Genomic DNA, 16,515 nt, shown 5'->3' with positions numbered 1-16,515 from the left:
TTTAAATAAATGACAAATGACAAAGAATAAACATTAAAAGGAAGCAGAACTATGGAAATGATGATTGAAGACCTGATGGAGCAATTGATTGAAATAGGTGGCTCAGATTTGCATTTATCCGCAGGTTTGCCTCCCTACTTCCGCATCAGTGGCAAACTCACCCCCATAGGTGAGGATGTAATGACAGCTGATCAGTGTCAAAGACTGATTTTTAGTATGCTCAACAATACCCAGCGTAAAACCTTGGAGCAGAACTGGGAGTTGGATTGTTCCTATGGTGTTAAGGGTTTGGCTCGTTTCCGGGTCAATGTCTATAAAGAACGTGGTTCTTATGCTGCTTGCTTACGGGCATTAAGTTCTAAGATTCCTAACTTTGAAAAATTAGGTTTGCCAGATGTGGTAAAGGAAATGACAGATAAGCCCAGAGGATTAATTCTGGTGACAGGCCCTACAGGTTCCGGCAAGACAACTACCCTAGCGGCAATGATTGACTTGATTAACCGCACCAAAGCAGAGCATATTTTAACGGTAGAAGACCCGATTGAATTTGTCTACGAACCAATTAAAAGCTTAGTTCACCAAAGGCAACTGGGTGAAGATACCAAGAGCTTTGCTAATGCTTTGAAAGCAGCTTTGCGGGAAGATCCAGATATTATTCTGGTGGGGGAAATGCGCGATTTGGAAACGATTTCTTTGGCTATTTCCGCCGCAGAAACAGGACATTTGGTATTTGGTACGCTACATACCAGTTCCGCCGCCCAGACAGTTGACCGGATTATTGACGTTTTCCCCCATGAAAGACAAACCCAAGTGCGGGTGCAGTTGTCAAACTCGTTAGTGGCGGTATTTAGCCAAACCTTGGTGTCTAAGAAAAATCCTAAACCCGGTGAATATGGTCGGGTAATGGCTCAAGAAATTCTGATTGTCACTCCTGCTATTTCCAACTTGATTCGAGAAGGCAAAACATCTCAAATTTACTCAGCTATTCAAACTGGCGGCAAATTGGGAATGCAAACTCTGGAGAAGGTTTTAGCCGATATGTACAAAGCCGGAACGATCTCCTTTGAAGCGGCGATGTCTAAGACTTCTAAGCCAGATGAAATCCAACGTCTCATCGGTACTACGGCACCGCCCCAGGCAGCAGGTGCGAAACCCGGTGCGGCTGCCAAAGCGCATTAAATGAACTGGGCGGATGAGGGAGATGAGGAGAATAACCCATGCCCAATACTTCTCTTCTTAGGCTGCGCCAACGATGCCGCTACTTCTCTTCTTAGGCTGCGCCAACGACTTCGCTCAGTACAAGTCAGTACAAGTCAGTACAAGTCAGTACAAGTGCCCAATGCCCATTTTTAATTAATTTATGCCAAACTATGTTGCCCGTGTGCGGGATTCTCAAGGAAAATCCCGATCAGAAAAAATTGTTGCCGAATCCTTGGTACAAGCTCGAACTAATCTTCGAGATCAAGGTTTTGTAGTTCAAGAACTGAAACAATCTCAAGGATTTCAGCTAAATTTTGACTTAAAAAAATTCCAGAATTCCTTAGTTAAGGTTTCTGTGAAAGACAAAGCCGTTTTTTCTCGTCAATTTGCCGTTTTGATGAATGCGGGAGTTGCGATCGTTAGAAGTCTGGGGGTACTTTCTGAACAGTGTAGTAACCCTAAACTGAAACAAGCTCTTGTGGAGATTAGCATTGATGTTCAAAGTGGAATGAATCTTTCAGAGTCAATGCGGAAACATCCTGACTGCTTTGATGGATTATATGTGAGTATGATTCAAGCTGGCGAAGTTGGTGGTGTTCTAGACGAAGTATTGAATCGTTTAGCTAAGTTGTTAGAAGATGTTGCCCGCTTACAAAACCAAATTAAATCAGCATTGTCTTATCCAGTGGTCGTGGGTTTTATAGCAGTTGCTATCTTCCTCGGCATGACCATTTTTCTTATTCCCATTTTTGCCACGATTTTTGTACAAATTGGAATTACATTACCACCTCTAACGCAATTCTTGATGGATACTAGTAAATTTTTGAGAAGTCCGAAGGCTGTCATCCTTCTCTTTATTATTGTCGGACTGAAAATTGCCTATGGACAATTCGGTAAAACTCCTGGTGGTCGCCTAACAATTGATCGTCTTTCCTTGAAGGTACCGTTGTTTGGCGACTTAATTCAAAAATCTTCAGTCGCCCGCTTTAGTAGAACTTTTGGTTCTTTGACTCGTTCAGGTGTGCCAATTTTAACTTGCTTAGAAATTGTCCGAGATACATCAGGAAACCAAGTGATTGCCAATGCCATAGATGCAGCCCGCCTTGAGATTCAACAAGGAGGTATGATTAGCATTGCTTTACAACAAGGTGAAACCGTTTTTCCGGCTATGGCAATTCAGATGATTAGTATCGGAGAAGAAACTGGAGAATTAGATGCAATGTTGATGAAAGTTGCCGATTTCTATGAAGATGAAGTTGAGCAGGCAGTAAAAGCAATGACCAGTATTTTGGAACCAGTGATGATTGTAGTTCTAGGGGGGATGGTTGGAACCATTTTGCTAGCGATGTATCTACCTATGTTTAAAGTATTTGAAACCTTGGGATAGAGGATTAATAGTTAAGAGTTAAGAGTTAGGAGTTAAAACTTGTATTTCTAACTTCTAACTTATAAATTTGATTCTTAATTTATCACTTCTAACTACTCACTATTTAATAAATTATGACTGTGCAAAAATCTCAGTACGAAGCGAGTTTGGCAGAGTACAGTAATCATCTAGCTGCGATCGCCTTACTAAAGCAATATCGGCCATACTTGGAGATGATTCCCAGTTTGCGCCGTCCAGATGAAAGTGTGATCACTATACCTTTGCCAATTGTCCGTTTTCACAACACTGCTACCACAGCCCCACAAACGATTTGCTTACCCTGTGATGTGGCAATTTTGATGTGCGATCCTGAGTGGAAAATCAAAACTGAACCAGAAATTTTAGTCTTTATTCATCGCGCTCATGAAGACTTTTCTGATTTGTTAGGACGTTGGCGACAAACCCAAGTTTGGCTGGAAAATGATTATGAGTGGTTGATGCCTCTGCGCCACAGTCATATTTTGAGTGAGGGATCTAATATCATATATCCTCTGTTTGTCGTTTTTAGTGAGACTTTAGAACGCATCCAAAGAGGTTTAGTGGGAGCCGAACTTCCATTTATTATGCAAACACTAGATTCGCTACTTGAGGAGAATTTCACAGATATTTTCTCTCCACAAATTCCACCAGCTTAGAAAAAGTGAGGAGTGAGGAGTTAAGAGTTTTAAATTGCAAATTTTGAACAAAGCTAGAGGTTTTTAAGTCTCAAGTTTAGGTTTTTAACTCCAAACTTTTAATTCCTGTACAGACGCGATTAATCGCGTCTCTCCTAACTCCTAATTCCTGTACAGACGCGATTAATCGCGTCTCTCCTAACTATTACCTGACAAATTGGGGCATAATTTCGGCAGCAGTGAATATTCCGTAAATGCCGCGTTGGTGCAATTGTTTACCAGCTTTGAGATAGCCAAAGGCAGGACCGCAGACATTCGCTGCCATACTGGTTTCATCTCCCAGAGTAAATGTATGGGTGGAAATCTTCCCTTCAAAGGTGCGCCCTGTTACCTTAACGTTGGTGCTGAGGGGCTTTTTGGGATTGCGAGTATCGACTACACCACCAACAGTAACGCGATCGCGATCGCAAATTCCCGCTACCTCTAGCATTACATCATCAGCGTGTTCCATATTCGTCAAGGTAAGCACACCATTAGTTTTATCTAGTAGTGCCTCTACTTGTGCGTCAGTCATCGCCCTGGCAGTTTCCACTGTATAACCAGGCATATGCCCAATGTCTTCTCGAACGGTAGCACGGTAAGCTTCCCAGTTAGCAATTCCCACCCCGAAGGTGATTTCGACTTGATGAATCTCGGCGTAGCTTTGGGCGGCTAATGCGGCGGCGGCGGTTAACAATCCCGGTGTAGCACCACAGCCTGTCATGTAGGTAATCCCGGCTGCTTCCAGTTCTTCTTTCATCGCCAATAGCTGTTCTACAGCAGTAGTGCGCTTAATCGCATCCACTAGCACCCCACGCCAACCAGATTTGATAAACTGCTTGGCTACAGTGGGAATAAAGTCATTTGGCAAGTTGGGTAAAGCCAGAAAATACCCATCCACAGATTGAGCTATTTCAATTAAATCCTGAATACTTTGATTTGTTAAAGTACCAACTGGCTCTAAATGACCTACCGAATCTTGGGACTGGTAGGTGGCGATGCATTCTTGAGTATTTAAACCATCAGCAGCGTAAGCGTAGCCTTTATGATCTGCTGCTGCAACTAAAATCATTTCCCGTTTGCCAGCAAGTAGCTTGGCGGCTGCTTGTCCTAGTCCGCCAAAACCTAGTACTCCCACGCGGATAGCTGGCGAAATATTTAGAGAATTTTTGACCTTTTCAGAATTCATAGTCAATTAGTTAAGTTGAATCAAAAGCCTTTAGCATTCAGCATCTCAGCTTCCGGCTTTGAACTGGTGGCTGATGGCTGATAGCTCAAAGCTATAGAGGTTAATTATGATTCATTATCCTGGGTTTTTTGGCTGACTGATGTTTTTTTTATGTAAGCTACTTGGACAGGATCAAAAATTAATTTTCATCAACAAGCTGCAAAACGCTCTTGTATAAAGGTTCAGCCACCCAGAATCCTGCTTGGTTAATCAGAGCATCTAAACAAAGGCTTCACAGCAGAAATCAGCCTTTGACTTTTAGCTTCAACCAAGATCCCTAAAATCCCTATGTAACCATGCGACCACGACGTTCATCAATCAAAAGTTGGGCTTTAGACCCAGAACTAAAGTTTTTATTAGTACTTCTTTCCTTCTGCCTTCTGCCCTCTGCCCTCTGCCTTTCTTTGTAATTATGACCACCAACTTACCAGTCATTACAGAAATTGTACCAATGGTGTTGTAGCTGCAACCTGCGATCGCACTAACCGAAGACCAGTTTTACTAAACCGCGATTTTGGCATCGAACGTAATCCTGCTGGAGAATTAGTGATTATGCCCCCTACTGGTTGCGAAACTGCTCAACATAACTTTGACGTTATTGTTCAGTTGGGTATTTGGGTAAAGCAAGATGGTACAGGTGTAGGGTTTGGTTCCAGTGGTGGGTTTACTTTGCCCAATGGTGCGGTGCGTAAGCGTAGCCGTCGTAGATATCGCCGGATGCAGCGTGGATAAAACGCGATCGCTGGGAAGCGATACCACCAGAACTGCGAAAAAAGTTTGCACCGATTTGTCCTGAATTCGTGATTGAGTTGCGTTCCCAGAGCGTAGTTTACCGCCGTAGGCATTGCTTGCAAGTTTTACAAGATAAGATGCAAGAGTATACTGATAATGGGACACAACTTGGTTGGTTAATTGATAGAAAACAACGCCAAGTTTTTATTTATCGTCCTAATACTGCGATTGAAGTTTTAAATAACCCTAGAACCCTTTGCCGTGAAACGTTGCTATCTAGTTTTCTTTTGGATTTAAGTCAGGTTTGGTAGCTCACATCTTACACCAAACGATTAAAAATAGTGCCAGAGATATTCGACATCCACGCACAATATTAAATATATGAACACAACGCCCTCTAAAAGAGAAACAGATGAAATGTTCAAGTGGTTGAATCGTAACCGCCAGATGTTATTAGACTTATATAAAAATCAATATATCGCTTATAATGCAAATGGAATAATTGCTCACAGCGAAAACTTACGCGAAGTTTTAGCATTAGCTAATGCTGCAAAACAGCCTTTTTTAATTTACTTAGTTCCCCGTCGCACTGCTTCTATAGAAATTTTACCAATTCGCTTCCGCACCGTCGCTCGTCATGATTGGCAACCAAATTATAGGGTTATTTTAAAACATAGAGATATAGAATCTAATACAACAATGTTAGTAGATTCTGGTGCTGAATTAAGTTTAATTTCATTGAAAGTTGGTCAAGATTTAGGCTATGCTTTGGCTGATTCAGAATCAACTTTGTTGGCAGAAACTATAGGTGGCAGAGTTGAGTATGTTTTACGCAATGTTGAAATGACAATTGATGGACACAATTTTATTACTCCTGTAGCATGGTTACAAATCAACACAGGCGGAGAACAATTGCTTTTAGGGCGAGAAGTTGTATTTGATAAATTTAATATTGAATTTAGGCAAGCTGAGGAGCAAATTATTTTTACATGGCGTGAAGATTTGAAGTCATAAAAAAGTAGGCTAACCGCTAATGTTTGGGTTCCAGTGGTGGGTTTAGTTTGCCTGTAATTTTGCTCAAACTTCAGTTGGTGGATGCCAGCCAGCAGACACCCAAGCTTGCCTAACGGTTACAGCATAAGAATTGTTCAGTTGCAAAGCTAATACAGTTGCACGACCACAGGCAGTCAAACCTGTAATCTGAGTGCCGTTGTTTGCCCAAGTGAAATGACGCGACCATTTTTGTTGACGAGGGTTGAAGAGTTTGACTTTACGGTTCGTTACTGGATCTCTGGCATGGGTCTGAATACCTTTGTAGGCATTGCATAACCTACAGGCAAGCCACAGATTCTCCTCATCGTCAGTACCGCCTGCTGCTCTGGGAATGATGTGTTCAATTTCTAAAATTCCTAAAACATACTTTTGCAGACTAAGGCAATAACCACACTGATGATTCGCCTGTATCCGTATCTGCGCCCGGACTTCTTCAGGAATCTGGCTCACTAGCTTAAGGGTTCAATCAACCCACGTTTGACAGCTTCGCTCAACGCAGTGGCTTTTCTTAAAAGTCCTTCTTGATAGACCTGCATCAGGGTTTGTAACTCTGATCGATCGCCTTCAGTAAGAGTCCCTGATTGTTGGCGAGCGAGCAGTTCGCTTAGCCGGGCATCCTGTTCTGGTTCCATTTGCAGTTCGGTCAGCACCAGGACTTGTTCATCAGAAAGGACAGAGACAGGCTCAAGGTCGGTAACGTCCCCACTGACGGGCGGAATTGAAAGTTGAATAGTATCTACTAAAATGCTGGCGACATCACTATTTGCCAACCGTGCAAAGCGTTCTGCACGTTGGTAAATATCGTCTGGCAGGGTAATGATGATTTGGGTACTCATAGCTCTTGTAAATACTCCTCTCTATTCTCACTTGCAATTAGTAATTATGTGTTTCAGGGTCATAAATGAAGAATGTAATTTAAGACACTATACTGTGAAGCTTTGGTACTTGGGGTTGTTTTAGATTTAAGTCAGGTTTGCTAGAGAATGAATTCAAACTTTTAACAAGTATATAAATTTTTGGGGATCACAGAAAAATTGCTATAGAAATATTACTTAATTAGAGTGTATACTTTATCCTAAGTTTATTTTATCAATAAGTTTAAACAGTTAATAACTTTTTCAGGAAACTAAGTTTATACTATTAAATCAATAAGCTATATCTTTTACTTTAAATTAAAATAATTTGATGCTCAGATCATAATTAAAAAAATGGTTTCAGAGGATGATTTAAGTATTTATACAATTATCATTTTAATTATATTTTGAATATATTGTCTTCAATGGCTCATCTGAAGCCAAACACTTATTTTTATTTTTTGAGGAATCAATGTTTAAAAGAACATACCGGAAAGAGGCTCAACAGAGGCTACGCAGTGCAGTAGATAAATACGAAAACATCTATAAGTCTTTACAAGATGCGGCTGCAAGTCTTTATCAAAAGCGAGTCAAGCGTGGGGTTGAGACTATTAAACTTTGCGAAAGTTACATAAACACACTGGCAAATTCACCAAAAGAATTTAGCAAAGTTATTGCTGAACTTAAATTTCAGCTTAAAGAAATTACAGGTAAAGACTGGGAGCTAATTGATGCAAATACCAACAAAAACTTCGTAGCAGGTTCTACTGCTGGTGCTGGATTAGTCGCGGGAGCTGGAGTTGCCTTTCTTGGGCCAACAGCTGCAATGGCGTTTGCAACCACTTTCGGTACAGCATCAACAGGTGTGGCAATATCTTCTCTTTCCGGTGCTGCGGCTACTAATGCTGCTTTAGCCTTCTTAGGAGGTGGTGCGCTTATTGCTGAAGGTACTGGCATGGCAGGTGGAAGTGCATTACTAGCAATGGCTGGACCTGTTGGCTGGGCTATTGGAGGTGCAGCTTTAGTTGGATGTCTGCACCCTTAGCTGGTGCATTTGTCAGTGCTGGTATAGAAGTTGCCAGTTTGGTCAGAAGTTGGAATCGCAGAGAAATTTCTTCAGAAGAATTTGTAGAATTAAGTTTATTTGCTTGTGCAGATTCTGCAATAGTGGCAACTGGAGCAGCTATAGGACAAGCATTGATACCTGTTCCTGTTATTGGTGCGGTTATTGGTTCAATTGCTGGTCGTATAGTTTCCGATTTATGCAAAAATTTATTAGGAGAAAATACAAAACTGTGCAAACAAGTAGAACAATATTATCAAAAGTTACTTGCTCAAATTGATCAGGATTACAAAACTACTATTGCTAATATTATCGCTACTTATGACAAATTGGGCGACCTAGCTAGAGCAGCTTTTGACCCTAAATTAAACCTAGAATTGAGATTGGAAGCTAGCATTAAACTAGCTGAGTCATATGGCGTTCCTGATTCAAATATTATTCACAATTTAGATGAACTAGACTTATTTATGTTTAGCTGAGTACGAGTAAAAAGTAAAACATGATAAAAATCAGGACTGAGAAATACATCTCAGTCCCGATAAAAAAGCGGGTTAACCGCTATTTATATAGTTAACCCGTGCAGCTTTGGGAACGCGCAGAGAAATTGTTATTGCAATACCAACTTCACGTTAGCGTTTTGCAGACCGCGTTGTTTTACTTCAGCCAAAGTTTTGTTAACTGCATACTTTTGGTTGATAGAGTTGATCAACTCGGTTTGGTTGTGCTTCTTAGCAACTCCCCACAAGTCAGCGATTAGGTCAAAAGAACCATCGCTGTTGCGAGACCAGCCGAGGTCATATTCGCCATCCAACATAGCAACGATGTCAGAACGGACACGCTGACCGTTATAACCACGGACATCAGCTTCAGTCTTTACGCTGATACCTAAGTCGCGCAAGGAAGCCTTGAGGATTTCGGCATCGGTGATCTTGGTACGCAGGGTGCTAAAGTGAGACATTTGGGTTTCCTCCAATGAGAAGATTGAGAAAAACGACAACGGTTTGTTTTCGGCGAAGCCGCGCTTATCAGGATGCGGCTTTTCTTATAACTGCTAGCATTGGGAGCTAGCCTTTCCCCCTGGGATGGCAGAGGAAAGCTTTTAAAACTCCATTCGCTGATATTCAGCTACGGAGGATGCTGCGGGGCGTGCGCGCTGTCTGGCCCAATCTCTCAGAGCCGTTACTTGTTCTTGCATCGTTCGAGACAGCGGCAATGTTGCCTTCAGTGCAGCAATAATATCTAGTTGGGTGAACTCCCGATCTTGGGCAAAAGCTTCATACATTGCCGCAACGATCGCTTGCTCAACTTCTGCCCCAGAAAAGCCGTCAGACATCTTGGCTAGTTGCTCAAGATCGAATCGAGAGATGTCTTCACGGCGCTTGGTCAGATGAATATTGAAAATCTGCTGCCGTTCTTCCGGTGTTGGCAGATCCACAAAGAATATTTCATCAAAGCGTCCTTTCCTCAAGAACTCCCCAGGTAAGCGTTCTACTCGGTTGGCAGTTGCCATCACAAACACTGGTGATTTCTTATCTTGCATCCATGTGAGGAAAGAACCGAAGATTCTGCTGGAAGTCCCCCCATCAGAATCAGAAGAACCTCCACTACCAGCAAAGGATTTATCCAATTCATCGATAAACAAAATCGCTGGGGAAATAGATTCTGCTGTTTTCAGGGCGTTTCGCAGATTTGCCTCACTTCGTCCCACCATTGAGCCGTCGTAGACTCGCCCCATATCCAACCGCAACAGTGGTAAACCCCACAGCCGGGAAGTAGTTTTGGCTATTAACGACTTACCGCAACCGGGAACTCCGAGAATTAACATCCCCTTTGGTTGAGGCAAACCATACTCTCTCGCTCTTTCTGTAAAAGCGTTAGAACGTTGTTTGAGCCATCTTTTTAACTCTTCTAAGCCACCTACAGCCTCAATGGTTTCATCTTCTTCAATGTATTCTAAGATCCCATTGCGCCGAATTAGTTGCTTTTTCTCAGATAAAACGATATCTACTTCATCTTCCGTCAAACGCCCGGTAGTTACCTGTGCCTTCCGATAGACTTTCTCAGCTTCATCTTTAGTTAGACCCAAAGCGGCTCTGAGAAGCTTTTCTCTGGCTTCTGTTGTCACCCGCCGACCACGATTTTGCTCTATATGGAGAGTTAATACCTTATTCAACTCAGCCATATCTGGCAATGTAAAATCGAGAACGACAACTTCTTTTTCCAGTTCTATAGGTACTTGCTGCATCGGCGACATCAAAATGATATTCTTTTGCGTACCTTTAAAGCTGGCGATCGCATCACGCAACGATCTATTAGTTGCAGGCGCATCTATAAATGGATGTAAATCTTTAAGAATAAATATACTAGGTTCTTTCTGCCGGATAATCCACTCAATCGCCGCCTCTGGAGACACGGTATTATGTTGGGTGACATTCCGGGGTTGACCATACTCCACAATCCCGTGTGTTACTGTCCAAATAAATACTCGGCGCTGAGGCTTTAACTCTGACTGGGCGATTGCGGAAATTGCTTGCTCGGCCCGCTCTTCCTCGGAGGTAACAAGGTAGATTAAAGGGTATTGAGCTTGAATTAGGATATTGAGCTCTTCTTTCATACTTCGACCTACTTGAGACCTTATAGAGACAGTAGAGACATTGCTTCTGGTAAAAACAACCGAAATAATTCCGATCTATTTAGCAAGGAACTAACTCTTCCTCACCCTTGGGATTGGTCTCATCTTCATCCATATCAATGGAATGATGTTTTTGACCAACTAATCCTGGTTGATTGCCCAAACCAACCAGTTCCCCATCACGTAAGACTAATGAGCTATCACAAGTTGGACATGAATAAACTCTATGAGTCCGCCCATAAGAAGAATCTTCTACCTCGTCAACCAATTCTGCATTAGACAGGTAAAAAACGAGGGCGCGTTCGGCTAGTTCTGACATTGGTTCGGAATCGACTGCTGAACGAATCTTCAGTTTTCTGTGCAACTCTGGCGATAAATACAAAGTGACCTTTTGCTTAGTTTGCGTTTGCATATAACTCTTTAACGGTCTTACCCGGGTATGTATATCAAGTTATCGGTTCTTTTGTTGGTTGTCAAGACGGTAAAACGTTTTAACGGTAGTTTTGTTATATTTGTTTACAATCGGAGATGAAATGCTGTTGATTGAGTGATAAATGCTGCCTATAAACCTCTGAGAATTAATCAGGACTTACGGATTCTAAGCCTGAAACCTTGATTGGAATTAGCGATCGCATATTGAATTTTTAATGAGCGCTCTTTTGGTGCAGTTTCCCGATTCGGGAATAACTCATAAATTGGGGAAGGTATTGATCTGAGTTTCTGGTATTTCTATAAAATCAGTAACTTTGGCAAAATGCGTAATGTAAATGGCTACTGCTAAGAAAACCTGTAGTTTAGGGCGAAAAATTTATTGGTTTGCCGCCAGCTTCTTCGGAGTCATTGCCTTGTTAATAATTCTGTGGGGTTGTACTGCAAATGATTTTCACGCCGGAGCGATCGCCTGGAAAACTTATCGCAACTCCCGTTATGGCTTTGAATTTCCATATCCGAGTAACTGGACTTCTTTAGCAGCGCCAGCAAATGATGATGGAATTGCGTTTATTTCACTACAGGATAACTCAGTGGAAATTCGGGGGTGGGCAAGTCAGCAGCTACCAAATTCGATTGTTACAGACCAAGAGTCTATGAAAAAGATCAAACCTAACTTTCAGACTACCCAAGGAGTAGCTGGGGTGATGGTTGTAGAAGTTGATCAACGAGTAGGTTCGATGACACTAACGCTAACTCAGAGTCAAGTAAAATATTACTGGCAAGGACGAAGCAAGAGCCAAGAATTTCCAGATTACTATCGTTTCTTTTATTACATTGCCCAGCAGTATCGGATTTCCAAATCTTGAGTTAGGAGTTAAGAGTGAGAAGCGATGCTTTGAGCAGTTCGGCAGAGCTACCTGTAACCCCTGGCGTTCGCGTAGCGTCTCGTAGAGAAGGGTTAGAAGTTAGGAAAATTTTTCTTATCTCCCCCAGAATGATGAGTGAGATAGGACAGAAACCTGATAGATTTAGCTATCAGCGAGTAAAAACTGGTTAAGATGAAAGTCCTGGTTATTGGTGGCGATGGGTATTGCGGTTGGGCAACTGCTCTTTACCTTTCCAATCGAGGTTATGAAGTTGGAATTTTAGATAGTTTGGTGCGGCGGCACTGGGATAATGAACTGGGTGTCGAAACTCTCACGCCGATCGCACTAATTCAGCAACGTCTCCAGCGCTGGCAAGATTTGACTAGCAAATCTATCGACTTGTTCATCGGCGATATTACTAACTACGAATTTCTCCATAAAACGTTACATCAATTTCAGCCAAATGCCCTAGTGCATTTTGGTGAACAGCGTTCGGCTCCATTTTCGATGATTGACCGTGAACATGCAGTTCTTACCCAGGTCAATAATGTAGTTGGTACGTTGAACTTGTTGTACGCCATGCGGGAAGATTTCCCAGACTGTCATTTGGTGAAGTTGGGGACAATGGGTGAATACGGTACACCCAATATCGACATAGAAGAAGGCTACATCACCATTGAACACAATGGACGCAAGGATACCCTACCTTATCCCAAGCAGCCCGGTTCAATGTACCATTTAAGCAAGGTCCATGATAGTCATAACATCCACTTTGCTTGCCGGATTTGGGGATTGCGGGCAACGGATTTAAATCAGGGTGTAGTTTACGGCGTCTTAACCGAAGAAACGGGGATGGACGAACTATTGATAAATCGGCTGGATTACGATGGTGTGTTTGGTACGGCACTGAACCGCTTTTGTATTCAAGCAGCGATCGCACACCCCTTAACCGTCTATGGTAAAGGTGGGCAAACTCGGGGATTTTTGGATATTCGGGATACAGTCCGATGTGTAGAATTAGCGATCGCTAACCCTGCCGAGGCTGGTGAATTCCGCGTATTTAACCAATTTACCGAACAATTCAGCGTCGGCGAATTGGCATTGATGGTGAAAAAAGCTGGTAGCGCTATGGGATTGAATGTAGAAATCAATCACCTAGATAATCCCAGAGTCGAGAAAGAAGAACATTACTTCAACGCTAAAAACACTAAATTGCTCGATTTAGGGTTAGAGCCACACTTGCTCTCTGATTCTCTACTCGATTCTCTGTTAAACTTTGCCATCAAGTATCAAAAACGAGTTGATCACAAACAAATTCTGCCGAAAGTCTCTTGGCACAGAAATTAGGGTAAACCCTGCGTGCGGCTGATAACAGAACCTTATTTAACTCAAGTCAGTAATTGGCCTAAAAATGGTCGTCATATTTTAGCACAATATGACGACCATTCAATTGTTGTTTATCAGGCGTATCGTCCAGCTATTGGTGGCTTCGCCGCCACCTACGGTTATTTTGGTGGTGAGTTCAGTTTTAACCGCATGAGTTGGATCAAACCTAACTTCCTCTGGATGATGTATCGTTCTGGATGGGGTACACAAAATGGGCAAGAGGTAGTATTAGCTATTTGGATTATGCGTTCAGCTTTTGATGAAATTTTAGCGGCGGCTGTTCATTCCAGCTACGTTCCAGAACTTTATCCCGATAAAAGTGCATGGCAAAGAGCATTGAAGCAATCACAAGTCAGCCTACAATGGGACCCAGACCATCACCCATCTGGGACAAAATTAGAACGACGCGCTATTCAGTTAGGGTTACGTGGTCAAGTGCTAGCCGCTTACGCCAAAGATTGGATTGTGAATATTGAGGACATCTCGGACTTTGTACAAAAAGAGCGGCAAAACATTAAGTCTGACTGTGCAGAATTGATTACACCACAGGAGAGAGTCTATTCTGTGTTTGATACCGAAACGCAAGAAAAGCTGAGATTATCTGCCTGTACTGAATAGTTTTATATGAGAATTGCTCTATTTACCGAAACTTTTTTACCCAAGGTTGACGGCATTGTAACGCGCCTGCGCCATACCGTTGATCATTTACAGCGCAGTGGTAATCAAGTGCTGGTAATTGCCCCTGATGGAGGCATCACAGAATACAAAGGCGCTAAAGTTTACGGCATTAGTGGCTTTCCTCTGCCATTGTATCCAGAATTGCAAATGGCATTACCCCGCCCAGCCATTGGTTATATTTTAGAAGAGTTTAAGCCAGATGTTATTCATGTCGTAAATCCAGCAGTTTTGGGTTTAGCTGGCATATTCTATAGCAAAATCCTCAAAATACCCTTAGTGGCATCTTACCATACGCATTTACCCCAATATCTCCAACATTACGGCTTGGGGATGCTAGAAGGGCTTCTTTGGGAATTGCTGAAAAGCGCTCATAATCAAGCAGCTTTGAATCTGTGTACCTCCACAGCTATGGTAGAGGAACTGACAGCACACGGTATTGAACGTGTAGATTTGTGGCAGCGTGGGGTGGATACGGAATTATTTCACCCCGATTTAGCTAGTGTAGAGATGCGATCGCGCTTATCGCAAAATCATCCAGAAAGTCCATTGCTACTTTACGTTGGGCGGCTTTCTGCTGAAAAAGAAATTGAGCGCATTAAACCAGTTTTAGAGGCAATTCCCCAAGCGCGGTTGGCATTGGTTGGGGATGGCCCACACCGTCAAGCATTGCAAAAACACTTTGCTGGCACAAACACTTATTTTGTTGGGTATCTCATCGGCCAAGAATTAGGTTCTGCCTTTGCAAGTGCTGATGCCTTTATGTTTCCTTCCCGTACAGAAACATTAGGCTTAGTACTACTAGAAGCGATGGCTGCTGGCTGTCCAGTGGTAGCAGCCCGTTCGGGGGGAATTCCCGATATTGTGACAGATGGAGTAAATGGATATCTTTTTGAGCCAACAGCAGATGTTCAAGGAGCCATCGCTGCTACTGTTCGCCTCTTAGAACAAAAACAACAACGAGACATCATCCGTCAAAATGCTCGCCAGGAAGCAGAAAGTTGGGGTTGGGCAGCTGCCACTAAGCAGCTACAAGATTACTATCAAAAAGTGATATTTTCTGAACAGTTGACAAAATAGGGGAGTGGGGACTGGGCAGGATTATCGTAAATAAAAGGGTTTAAGACCCCTACGTATACACGTAGCGCGGAGTCGGAGCCACTCCGCCTCCGATCAGTTTCAGTCGGGGTTTAAATCCCCGTTTGAAAATGTCTTTAATTACGAATTACGTTAGCGAAGCGTTAGCGAGTCATCGAGCGTCATTACGAATTACGAATTATTTAATTCGTTTTCCCCTAGTCCGCCAATTAATTCCCCATCTCATAGCTAAAGTAAGCTTTTGAGTCCGTTAAAACTTAAATCTTGCACCAATTCCAACAACCGCCTAGTAATGAATTACTAAGCGGACGATGGTGCTAATTGAGGGTGAATATCTACAAGTTAATTAGCGATCGCACTACTCCCCTAGATGCCAAAATCCAAGAGTTTTTGTTTCACTATCATACTGAAGACTCGGCTTATTTATCGCGCAACTTCAAAACAAGCGATCGCCTGTTTTGAAGCCGCCAAATGCATCCAACCCCAAGACCAAGCTGTTGATATCTACCGAGAACGGGCGCATAATTATCAACAAACGCCGCCCCCAGAGTCTTGGGATGGTATTTGGACAATGCTTACTAAGTAGTCATTAGTCATTAGTCATTTATTATTCTCCCCATGCCCAATGCCCAATGGCCTCATTCAACCTTGAACCTCCCCCTGGTCATCCTGAAACGGGTCTTCGCCAATCCTTAGCTCTTTTTTTGAGCGTTTCAACTGTTTCCATAAATCCTTTATTTGTTCGTAAGCTTGACCTGGAGGCACTTTTCCACCTGTTTCTAAGTTGCAAATGTAGCTTACTCGTTGGGCAAATTCCTGTAGATTTGCATTAAAAACCAAGTTTTCTGGCTTTACCTGACCGTAGTAGCGACCACGAGGAAACAGAAAATCATCCTTATTCACGATTTTGTTCTCCAATTTATTCAACTTCCCTTATGTTTAAATCTCTAAAGCTGAATTACTAGCTACCATAATCTTCAACTTGTCAGGATTTACGCAAACAATAGCCGAAAAAAATGATTTTCTTCTTAGGGGCAATACCCTGCGGTCAGCTAAAGCTACATGAATTGCACCTACAGAGTGTAGTTTTGCGTAAGTCCTACTTGTGTCAGACTGGGAGAATTGAACCTCACACGACTAAAAGTCGCGTGATTCCTGCTTCAACGATCTCTGCCTGAATTACTCCAGGTCTTACAAGTTCTCCACAGGCGTTTTTA

Annotated in this window: 20 protein-coding genes and 2 pseudogenes; 14 read left to right on the top strand and 8 right to left on the bottom strand. The window is 42.5% G+C overall.

Annotation, left to right across the window (positions count from 1 at the left end):
- Positions 1–48: 48 nt before the first annotated feature.
- From ACYTXL_RS33740 to ACYTXL_RS33725, 4 genes and pseudogenes are all read left to right on the top strand, one after another.
- Positions 49–1,179 (top strand): annotated as a pseudogene (locus ACYTXL_RS33740) (type IV pilus twitching motility protein PilT); the annotation flags it as partial.
- On the top strand, positions 1,180–1,353 hold the full coding sequence (locus tag ACYTXL_RS33735; RefSeq protein ID WP_461928379.1) for a hypothetical protein: 174 nt from the start codon (positions 1,180–1,182) through the stop codon (positions 1,351–1,353).
- A gap of 7 nt (positions 1,354–1,360) precedes the next feature.
- Positions 1,361–2,587 (top strand): type II secretion system F family protein, encoded by a 1,227-nt coding sequence (locus ACYTXL_RS33730; protein ID WP_461928378.1) that lies wholly within the window; start codon positions 1,361–1,363, stop codon positions 2,585–2,587.
- A gap of 113 nt (positions 2,588–2,700) precedes the next feature.
- On the top strand, positions 2,701–3,261 hold the full coding sequence (locus tag ACYTXL_RS33725) for a hypothetical protein (RefSeq protein WP_461928377.1): 561 nt from the start codon (positions 2,701–2,703) through the stop codon (positions 3,259–3,261).
- Positions 3,262–3,445: 184 nt separating this feature from the next.
- Here ACYTXL_RS33725 and bioU read toward each other — a convergent pair whose 3' ends face one another.
- Together bioU and ACYTXL_RS33715 are read right to left on the bottom strand one after the other, a co-directional pair.
- Positions 3,446–4,468, bottom strand: coding sequence for a (S)-8-amino-7-oxononanoate synthase BioU (bioU, locus tag ACYTXL_RS33720; RefSeq protein WP_461928376.1), 1,023 nt, complete (start codon positions 4,466–4,468; stop codon positions 3,446–3,448).
- A gap of 245 nt (positions 4,469–4,713) precedes the next feature.
- Positions 4,714–4,779 (bottom strand): hypothetical protein, encoded by a 66-nt coding sequence (locus ACYTXL_RS33715; RefSeq protein ID WP_461928407.1) that lies wholly within the window; start codon positions 4,777–4,779, stop codon positions 4,714–4,716.
- A gap of 280 nt (positions 4,780–5,059) precedes the next feature.
- On the opposite strand from ACYTXL_RS33715, the gene ACYTXL_RS33710 reads away from it, so the two are divergent.
- The 3 genes from ACYTXL_RS33710 to ACYTXL_RS33700 all read left to right on the top strand — a co-directional run bounded on the left by ACYTXL_RS33710 (position 5,060) and on the right by ACYTXL_RS33700 (position 6,253).
- Entirely contained in the window at positions 5,060–5,239 is a 180-nt protein-coding gene (locus tag ACYTXL_RS33710; RefSeq protein WP_461928375.1) for a hypothetical protein, read from the top strand.
- A complete protein-coding gene (locus ACYTXL_RS33705) occupies positions 5,215–5,550 on the top strand; it encodes a Uma2 family endonuclease (protein WP_461928406.1) in 336 nt (111 codons plus the stop codon). The genes ACYTXL_RS33710 and ACYTXL_RS33705 overlap by 25 nt, the downstream gene beginning before the upstream one ends.
- Positions 5,551–5,620: 70 nt before the next feature.
- Entirely contained in the window at positions 5,621–6,253 is a 633-nt protein-coding gene (locus tag ACYTXL_RS33700; RefSeq protein ID WP_461928374.1) for a DUF5678 domain-containing protein, read from the top strand.
- Positions 6,254–6,316: 63 nt separating this feature from the next.
- Here ACYTXL_RS33700 and ACYTXL_RS33695 read toward each other — a convergent pair whose 3' ends face one another.
- Both ACYTXL_RS33695 and ACYTXL_RS33690 read right to left on the bottom strand, forming a co-directional pair.
- Positions 6,317–6,742, bottom strand: coding sequence for an HNH endonuclease (locus ACYTXL_RS33695; protein ID WP_461928373.1), 426 nt, complete (start codon positions 6,740–6,742; stop codon positions 6,317–6,319).
- Positions 6,742–7,128, bottom strand: coding sequence for a hypothetical protein (locus ACYTXL_RS33690; RefSeq protein ID WP_461928372.1), 387 nt, complete (start codon positions 7,126–7,128; stop codon positions 6,742–6,744). The genes ACYTXL_RS33695 and ACYTXL_RS33690 overlap by 1 nt, the downstream gene beginning before the upstream one ends.
- 490 nt (positions 7,129–7,618) lie before the next feature.
- On the opposite strand from ACYTXL_RS33690, the gene ACYTXL_RS33685 reads away from it, so the two are divergent.
- Positions 7,619–8,191: a hypothetical protein gene (locus ACYTXL_RS33685; protein ID WP_461928371.1), complete on the top strand. Its 573-nt coding sequence runs from the start codon at positions 7,619–7,621 to the stop codon at positions 8,189–8,191.
- On the top strand, positions 8,176–8,688 hold the full coding sequence (locus ACYTXL_RS33680; protein ID WP_461928370.1) for a hypothetical protein: 513 nt from the start codon (positions 8,176–8,178) through the stop codon (positions 8,686–8,688). The genes ACYTXL_RS33685 and ACYTXL_RS33680 overlap by 16 nt, the downstream gene beginning before the upstream one ends.
- A 128-nt stretch (positions 8,689–8,816) precedes the next feature.
- Here the strand turns inward: ACYTXL_RS33680 and ACYTXL_RS33675 are convergent, their stop codons facing one another.
- From ACYTXL_RS33675 to ACYTXL_RS33665, 3 genes are all read right to left on the bottom strand, one after another.
- Complete coding sequence (locus ACYTXL_RS33675; protein WP_012407317.1) at positions 8,817–9,167, bottom strand: DUF1257 domain-containing protein; 351 nt, start codon at positions 9,165–9,167, stop codon at positions 8,817–8,819.
- A gap of 141 nt (positions 9,168–9,308) precedes the next feature.
- Entirely contained in the window at positions 9,309–10,823 is a 1,515-nt protein-coding gene (gene ycf46, locus ACYTXL_RS33670; RefSeq protein WP_461928369.1) for a stress-responsive protein Ycf46, read from the bottom strand.
- Between the two features lie 79 nt (positions 10,824–10,902).
- Complete coding sequence (locus ACYTXL_RS33665) at positions 10,903–11,253, bottom strand: slr0373 family blue light stress response protein (protein WP_461928368.1); 351 nt, start codon at positions 11,251–11,253, stop codon at positions 10,903–10,905.
- 355 nt (positions 11,254–11,608) lie between these two features.
- Here ACYTXL_RS33665 and ACYTXL_RS33660 point away from each other — a divergent pair, with 355 nt between their 5' ends.
- The 5 genes and pseudogenes from ACYTXL_RS33660 to ACYTXL_RS33640 form a co-directional block, all read left to right on the top strand.
- Positions 11,609–12,139: a hypothetical protein gene (locus ACYTXL_RS33660; protein ID WP_461928367.1), complete on the top strand. Its 531-nt coding sequence runs from the start codon at positions 11,609–11,611 to the stop codon at positions 12,137–12,139.
- 192 nt (positions 12,140–12,331) lie between these two features.
- Positions 12,332–13,486: an NAD-dependent epimerase/dehydratase family protein gene (locus tag ACYTXL_RS33655; RefSeq protein ID WP_461928366.1), complete on the top strand. Its 1,155-nt coding sequence runs from the start codon at positions 12,332–12,334 to the stop codon at positions 13,484–13,486.
- Between the two features lie 12 nt (positions 13,487–13,498).
- Positions 13,499–14,143 (top strand): DUF4291 domain-containing protein, encoded by a 645-nt coding sequence (locus ACYTXL_RS33650; RefSeq protein WP_461928365.1) that lies wholly within the window; start codon positions 13,499–13,501, stop codon positions 14,141–14,143.
- Positions 14,144–14,149: 6 nt separating this feature from the next.
- On the top strand, positions 14,150–15,280 hold the full coding sequence (locus tag ACYTXL_RS33645; RefSeq protein WP_461928364.1) for a glycosyltransferase family 4 protein: 1,131 nt from the start codon (positions 14,150–14,152) through the stop codon (positions 15,278–15,280).
- Between the two features lie 345 nt (positions 15,281–15,625).
- Positions 15,626–15,884 (top strand): annotated as a pseudogene (locus tag ACYTXL_RS33640) (hypothetical protein); the annotation flags it as partial.
- 56 nt (positions 15,885–15,940) lie between these two features.
- Here ACYTXL_RS33640 and ACYTXL_RS33635 read toward each other — a convergent pair.
- A complete protein-coding gene (locus tag ACYTXL_RS33635) occupies positions 15,941–16,204 on the bottom strand; it encodes a DUF7219 family protein (protein ID WP_461928405.1) in 264 nt (87 codons plus the stop codon).
- Positions 16,205–16,515: the final 311 nt, after the last annotated feature.

Source organism: Nostoc sp. (genome assembly GCF_054880495.1).
This window is presented reverse-complemented; position numbering and strand designations above follow the sequence as displayed.